This is a genomic window from Micromonospora sp. NPDC049679, assembly GCF_040659735.1.
Lineage (GTDB): Bacteria > Actinomycetota > Actinomycetes > Mycobacteriales > Micromonosporaceae > Micromonospora_I.
This window is the reverse complement of record NZ_JBFANZ010000038.1, coordinates 45,742-53,030: the sequence shown is the minus strand read 5'-3', so window position 1 is coordinate 53,030 and position 7,289 is coordinate 45,742. Positions and strand designations below refer to the sequence as shown.

Annotated in this window: 5 protein-coding genes; 2 read left to right on the top strand and 3 right to left on the bottom strand. The window is 71.1% G+C overall.

The features are described 5' to 3' along the window. Positions 1 to 138: 138 nt before the first annotated feature. A complete protein-coding gene (locus tag AB0J06_RS21590; RefSeq protein WP_357430746.1) occupies positions 139 to 1,428 on the bottom strand; it encodes a PHB depolymerase family esterase in 1,290 nt (429 codons plus the stop codon). Between the two features lie 341 nt (positions 1,429 to 1,769). Between AB0J06_RS21590 and AB0J06_RS21585 the strand changes: the two genes are divergently transcribed. Further along, on the top strand, positions 1,770 to 2,285 hold the full coding sequence (locus tag AB0J06_RS21585) for a DUF2332 family protein (RefSeq protein ID WP_357430745.1): 516 nt from the start codon (positions 1,770 to 1,772) through the stop codon (positions 2,283 to 2,285). Positions 2,286 to 2,352: 67 nt separating this feature from the next. Here AB0J06_RS21585 and AB0J06_RS21580 read toward each other — a convergent pair whose 3' ends face one another. Next, positions 2,353 to 3,570, bottom strand: coding sequence for a S8 family peptidase (locus AB0J06_RS21580; RefSeq protein ID WP_357430744.1), 1,218 nt, complete (start codon positions 3,568 to 3,570; stop codon positions 2,353 to 2,355). Between the two features lie 284 nt (positions 3,571 to 3,854). Between AB0J06_RS21580 and AB0J06_RS21575 the strand changes: the two genes are divergently transcribed. Next, positions 3,855 to 5,681 carry a long-chain fatty acid--CoA ligase gene (locus AB0J06_RS21575; RefSeq protein WP_357430743.1) on the top strand — a complete coding sequence of 609 codons (1,827 nt, stop codon included), beginning with the start codon at positions 3,855 to 3,857 and terminating at the stop codon, positions 5,679 to 5,681. Positions 5,682 to 5,777: 96 nt separating this feature from the next. On the opposite strand, the gene AB0J06_RS21570 is transcribed toward AB0J06_RS21575, so the two are convergent. Further along, positions 5,778 to 7,259, bottom strand: a complete 1,482-nt coding sequence (locus AB0J06_RS21570; protein WP_357430742.1) for a PLP-dependent aminotransferase family protein — start codon at positions 7,257 to 7,259, stop codon at positions 5,778 to 5,780. Positions 7,260 to 7,289: the final 30 nt, after the last annotated feature.

Here is a 7,289-nt window from a genome sequence, read left to right as displayed (position 1 = left end):
GCCGGCGCCACGCTCGCTCATCGCCACCGCGTACCAGGCACCGGCCGCCGCCTGCGCCAACAGCCGGTCCCGCGCGGCGAGCGCCTCGTCCGTGCGGACAACTCGCCGCACCCGGAACGGCGCCGTCCGTTCGTCGCCTCAGGCGACCGTACAGGGGCTGCCGTTCAGGCTGAACGAGTTCGGCGGCGGGTTGCTCCCGGTGTGGGTGCCCTGGAAGCCGAAACTCTGCGAGCCGCCGTTGCCGGCGATCGTCGCGTTGTACGCGACGTTGCGGGCGGTCACCTGGCTTCCCGCCTGGGTGACGGTGCCGTTCCAGGCCGAGGTGACCGTCTGACCGGCGGTGAAGCCGAAGGCGAGGGTCCACCCGTTGATCGGGGCGGAACTGTTGTTGACGATCCGCACGTTGCCGGTGAAGCCGGTGTTCCACCCGTTCACCGTGTAGCTGACCGCGCAGCCACCCGACGGCGGCGGCGTCGGCGGGCGGGTGGTCGGCGGTGCGGTCGGCGGTGCGGCGGTGTCGAGTCCGAAGAAACGGATCGCTTCGGCGGCCGACACCGGGAGGTTGTGCGACACGCCCTGCATGCTGATCGCCTCGACCGGCGCCGTTGCGCCGGTGCTGCCGTAGCGGGTACGGGTCCAGCCGGACTGGGGGCTGTCCGTGAAGGCCGGTGTCTGGCTCAGCCCGTGGACGTTGGTCCACTGCTTGATTTCCTCGCCGAAGTTCGGATAGCGCAGCGTTTCGTCCGCCGTGCCGTGCCAGAGCTGCATGCGGGGACGTGGACCGCTGTAGCCCGGGTAGGCGTTGCGCACCAGGTTGCCCCACTCCTGCGCCGTCTTGATCACCTGACCGTTCGCGCACTCGCTGTTCCAGGTGGAGCCGCCAGTGGTGGCGAAGCAGCCGAACGGCACACCCGCGAATGCCGCCCCGGCCTTGAAGACGTCGGGATAGTCGCCGAGCAGGACGTTGGTCATCATGGCGCCGGACGAGACACCGGTCGCGTAGACGCGGCCCGGATCGCCGTTGTGCCGCTGTTGCGCATAGCGCACCATCGACATGATCGACACCGGGTCACTGCCACCGTCGCGCCGGAGCGCCTCGGGCGAGTAGACGTCGAAGCACTGCCCGCTCCTGGTCGCGGACGGGTAGATGACGATGAAGCCGTACCGGTCGGCGAGTGAGGCGAACTGGGTGCCGGAATGGAACGCCGGGCCGGAGCCGGTGCAGTAGTGCACCGCGACCACGATCGCCGGTCTCGCGGCAACCCGGTCCGGCACGTAGAGATGCATGCGCAGGTTCCCGGGGTTGGTGCCGAAGTTCGTCACCTCGGTCAATGCGGCCGCCGACGCGGGAGGCGCCAGGATCAACCCCGTCGCGGCGAGCAGCACGGCGGCGCAGAGCGCGCCGAGCGCGTGCCTGGATCTCCTCATCGCTCTTCCCTTCCTCGAAGCGCGCCGGCGGCCGGCACCCTGGACGGACCCAACGCCGGACAGCAGACCGAAACATTCGGAAGTATCGATTGAAATATTTCGATGCGCAAGTCCATTGCGCGTACCGAAAGGGCCGACATCGAGTGTCAGGACAGCACATCTGCCCTGGTAAGAACCGACACGATGATCGATCGGTCCGACTACGGTTTTCGGAAATTTTCGTAATCCACGGCACTCAGGTGTCGTCATGGACGGCGACCGTGGCACGCGTCACCCGTGCCGTGGGTGCCCTCCGGACCCGTACGTCGGGATCATCGGCGTATCCCACCGAGGAGGACCCGATGTCGCGTGAACGCGCCGCAGCGATGATCGAATATCAGGCGGACGCGTGCGCCAGCCTCGGGTCTGGCCTGTACGCGGCGCTGCTGACCCGCGCCGCGCAGGACGTCCTCAGCGGCGGGCCGTGCGCCGGGGCGGTCGCGGGGTACGAGGACGCGCCCGGCCCCCACGCCATCGCCCTGCGCCTGCTCGGCGGCGTGCACGCGCTCGCCCTGACCGGCCGCGCCCCCGACCTCGCCGCGCACTATCCGAGCGCGGGCGGCGCGTTCGACCCCGACCGACCGGACGCCGCCTGGCCGGCCTTCCGCGCGACCGTGGCCGACCACATGCCATGGGTGCGGGACTGGATGACCCGCCCGCCCCAGACCAACGAGGTGGGCCGGGCCAATCTCGAGCCCCGCCGGGTCGGTGAGCGGCACCGCTTTCAGCTGACGGTACGGCTCGGCGACGGTCCCGAGCTGGCGCTGGCGGACGCCCACCCGCACGGGCTGCCGGCGCGGGGCGCCGAGGCTTCCTGACCGCACGGGGCGGGACCCCGGGCGCGGGGGTTCGCGCCCGGGGTCCCGCCGTCTGTCGTGGCGGTGGTCAGCTCACGAAGAGCAGCCGGTTCGGCGAACCGGTGCCGGGGCTGGTGACCACGCCGGTGGTCGCCTTGCTGATCAGCGTGCTGGCGACCTGTGCCGGGGTGGCGGACGGGTTCGCGGCGAGCACCAGCGCGGCGGCGCCGGCGACGTGCGGTGAGGCCATCGACGTACCGCTGATGGTGTTCGTCGCCGTGCTGCTGGTGTACCAGGCCGAGGTGATCGACGAGCCCGGCGCGAAGATGTCCAGGCAGCTGCCGTAGTTGGAGTAGGAGGCGCGCGCGTCGGTGCTGGTCGTGGCGCCGACCGTGATCGCGCTCGCGGTGCGGGCCGGTGAGGAGCTGCAGGCGTTGGCGTTGGAGTTGCCGGCGGCGAGCGCGTACGTCACGCCGGAGGAGATGGAGCTGGCGACGGCGTTGTCGAGCGCCGTGCTGGCGCCGCCGCCGAGGCTCATGTTCGCCACGGCCGGCTTCACCGCGTTGGAGGTGACCCAGTTGACCCCGGCGATGACGCCGGCGTTGGTGCCGCTGCCGGCGCAGTCGAGGACCCGTACGCCGATCAGCCGCACGCCCTTGGCGACCCCGTAGGTCGCGCCGCCGACGGTGCCGCCGACGTGCGTGCCGTGTCCGTTGCAGTCATCGGCGGAGCCACCGTCGACCGCGTCGTAGCCGCTGGTGGCGCGGCCGCCGAAGTCGCTGTGGTTGAACCGGAGCCCGGTGTCGATGATGTAGGCGCGCACGTTGCTGGCCGTGGTCGGGTAGGTGTAGGACCGGCTCAGCGGCAGGTTGCGCTGGTCGACGCGGTCCAGGCCCCAGGTCGGGTTGGTCTGGGTCGCGGCGAGGGAGACGACGTGGTTCTGCTCGACGTACGCGACGGCCGGGTTGGCCGCGAGACGGCGGGCGGCCTGCTCGGTCATCCGCGCTTCGAATCCGTTGAGCGCGGCGGAATAGACCTGCTTGACGGTGCCGCCGTAGGTGTCGGCGAGGCTCCCCGCGCGGTTCGACACCGCCGAGGCGGCCTGGGGCGCGCCCGCCCTGGCGCCGACCGCGGCGTCCTTCAGCACGACGATGTAGCTGTCGGCCACCGCGGTGTCACCGCCCGCGAGCCTGATCTGGCCGGTGGCGGGCGCGGCGGCGGCCGGCCCTCCGACCGCGGTGGTGGCGAGCGCGGTGAACAGGCCCGCCACCAGCAGGTGTCGGCCGCGCGTACGTAGGAGTGTCATCTCCGGTTCCTCCCCACATGTCGGATCCCCACGGGGACTCGTGACCCCGGCATGGGTGGTGATCCGAAACTGATGGAGGGGATCGTACGTACGCGACCTCGATAATCTTCTATATCGTTCTACCCATATCGGCCCCACAATGCGGGATGCACGGATTGTTCCGGCGGTCCTTCCGCGGTCCAACCAAGTCGGCACTAGCCGAAGCGGCCACCTGGCAATACCCTGCGGTAACAACAATTCGCGTGACGGCGGTCACGAGCACATACGCGGAGGCGGCTCTTCCGATGGCTCTCGATGTTCCCTACCGGTCTATTCCGGACATGTTCCTGCAGCGCGTGGCGGCGTCCCCCGACCAGCACGCCTTCGCGCACCCCGCACCCGACGACTCCGGCCCGGTCTGGTTGACCTGGGCCCAGGTCGGCCAGCGCGCGAAAGCGATCGCCGCCGGCCTGCTCGAGCTCGGCATCGGCAGCGAGGACCGGGTGGCGATCCTGGCCAACACGCGCCTCGACTGGATCGTGGCCGACCTCGGCGTGATGTGTGCCGGTGGCGCGACCACCACGGTCTATCCGACGACGGAGCCGGAGGAGGCCTGCTTCATCCTCGCCGACTCCGGATCAAAGGTGCTGATCGCGGAGAACCCGACCCAGGCCGGCAAGATCTCCGGCGCGAGCCTGCCGTCGCTGACCCACGTCGTCATCATCGACGGCGCCGCGGACCCGGCGGCCACTCCCCCGCAGCTCACCCTGGCCGACCTGGAGGCGCGCGGAACGGCGGCGCTCGCCACCGAGCCCGACATGATCGACACGATCGCCAAGGGCATCGGGCCGGACCGCATCGCCACGCTGATCTACACCTCGGGCACGACGGGCCGCCCCAAGGGCGTCGAGCTGCTGCACGGCGGCTGGTGCTGGGAGGCCGTCGCCCAGGCGGACCTCGGCATCATGCGCGCCGACGACCTGCAGTACCTGTGGCTGCCGCTGTCGCATTCCTTCGGCAAGACGCTGGTCTGCGGCATCATCCACGTCGGTCTGCCGACGTACGTGGACGGGCGGGTCGACAAGCTGATCGATCTCCTCGGCGTGATCCGGCCGACGCTGATGTGCGCCGCGCCGCGCGTCTTCGAGAAGGTCTACAACAAGGTCGTCACCACCGCGCAGGGCGAAGGCGGCGCGAAGGCGAAGATCTTCGCCTGGGCGGTCCGCGTCGGCAAGCAGAAGGTGGCGCTCGAACAGGCCGGCAAGCCGGTCCCGGCGGGCCTGAAGTTCAGGTACGCGCTGGCCGAGAAGCTCGTCTTCAGCAAGCTGCAGGCGCGGCTCGGCGGCAACATCCGGATCCTCGTCTCCGGCGCGGCCCCGCTCAGCAAGGAGATCGGCGAGTTCTTCGCCGCGGCCAACCTGCCCATCTCCGAGGGCTACGGCCTGACCGAGTCCAGCGCGGCCAACTTCGTCAACCGGCCGGGCAAGCTGAAGATCGGTTCGGTCGGCCAGCCCCTCGGCGACCTCGAGTGCCGCATCGACTCCGACGGCGAGATCCTGCTCCGCGGCGCGCCGGTGATGCGCGGCTACCACAATCTGCCGGCGGAGACCGCCGCCGCGTTCACCGAGGACGGCTTCTTCCGCACCGGGGACATTGGCGAGCTCGACGCCGACGGCTTCCTGCGGATCACCGACCGGAAGAAGGACCTGGTCAAGACGTCGGGCGGCAAGTACATCGCGCCGTCGCACATCGAGGGCCTGTTCAAGGCGCTCTGCCCGTACACCTCGCAGGCGATCGTCATCGGCCAGGCCCGCAACTACTGCTCGATGCTGATCACCCTCGACCCGGACGCGATCGGCGCGTGGGCCGCCGGCGGTCCTCTCGAGGGCAGGTCGTACGCGGAGGTCGTCGCCTCGCCCGAGGCGAAGGCGATGGTGGAGGGCTACATCACCGAGCTCAACGGCAAGCTCAACCGGTGGGAGACGATCAAGAAGTTCGCGATCCTGCCGCGCGACCTGACGATCGAGCACGGCGAGATGACGCCGTCGCTGAAGATCAAGCGGCGCGGCGTGGAGGCCAACTTCGCCGGCGAGATCGACCGGCTGTACGCCGGGTCGGTCGCCGAGATCTAAACCGCACAACCGCCGCGGGGCGTACGTGTCATCTCGACGCGTACGCCCCGCAGCGGTTGCCGCGCCGGTCCCGCGGGGTGCGCAACCGGCGCCCCGTCACGCGATCACAGCGGGTTCTCTCCACTGTCGACGGCTGGCGCGGTCGAGGTCGTAGCGGACCGCGGCGATCCGGTGCACCGCGTCGGTCAGTACGGCGGCGGGGAGGGTGAACGGCAACCGCAGGAAGCGTTCCAATGTGCCGTCGAGCCCGAAGCGCGGCCCGGGCGCGAGCCGTACGCCGACCTCCTCGGCGGCGCGGGCCAGCGCGCTGGAGACCGGCCCGTCCAGCTCGGCCCAGAGGGTGACGCCGCCGTGCGGCACGGAAACCCGCCACTCGGGCAGCTCGTCGCGCACGGCGGCGAGCAGGGCATCGCGCTGGGCGGCGAGCTGCGCCCGGCGGGCCGGCACGATGCTGTCGGCGGCGGCGAGCAGGTGGACGGCGACGAGCTGTTCGAGCACCGGGCTGGCCATGTCGACGCCGACCCGCAGCGCGGCCAGCCGCTGCACCAGCGGCGCGGAGGCGCGGACCCAGCCGATGCGCAGTCCACCCCAGTAGGGCTTGCTCATCCCGCCGATGGAGATGACGCGGGAGTGCCGGTCGAACACGGCGGTGGGGGGCGGCATGGGGGTGCCGTCGAGCGGCAGGTCGACGAAGGACTCGTCGACGACCAGGTCGGTGCCGCTGGCGTGGGCGGCGGCGACGACCCGCTCGCGCAGCTCCGCGGGCATCAGGTGGCCGGTGGGGTTCTGGAACTCGGGGATCAGGTAGGCCAGTCGGGGCCGGTTCTGACGCAGACTGCCGAGCAGGAGGTCGGCGTCCCAGCCTTCCCCGTCATCCCCCGTGGCCGTGACGCCGGTGGCGTCGAGGCCGTGGGTGGTGATGCGGGCGCGCCGCGCGGAGAGCGCGGCGAGCGCGTTGGGATAGGTGGGTGATTCGACGAGTACGCCGGCACCGGCCGGCACGGTCAGCCGCAGCACCAGGTCGAGGGCGTGCTGCGTCCCGCTGGTGACCATGATCTGGTCGGCGCTGGTGGGCAGCCCCCGCTCGGTGTACGAGCGCGCGATCGCCTCGCGCAGCTCCATGATCCCGGTGGGGTGGTAGCCGGCGTCGCTGAGGTAGCGGGGCAGTTCCTCCGCGGCGGCGCGGGCGGCGGGGACCAGTTCGGCGGGGGCGGCGAGGGCGGCGCAGCCGAGGTCGATCATGTCGAGGTCGTCGGTGGGGGTCCACAGGCCGGAGCTGGCCACGCGGTGGCCGCCGGGGAGGGTGGTCCAGCTGCCGGCGCCCCGCCGGCTGGTGAGGTGGCCGGTCTCGCGCAGCTCGCGGTAGGCGGCGGTGACGGTGGTCCGGCTGACCTTGAGCGCCTCGGCGAGCTCGCGTTCGGCGGGGAGCCGGACGGCGAGCGGCAGCCGTCCGTCGGCGAGCAGCCCACGGATGGTGCCCGCGAGGGCGGCGTAGTCCGGACTGCGCCGCCGGCCCGGCAGTGCATGCCAATGACCGAGAAGGCGAGCCAGTTGCGCGCCACGCACCATGCTTGTCACGGCCACTCCCTCAAGATTGGCTCTTTATGG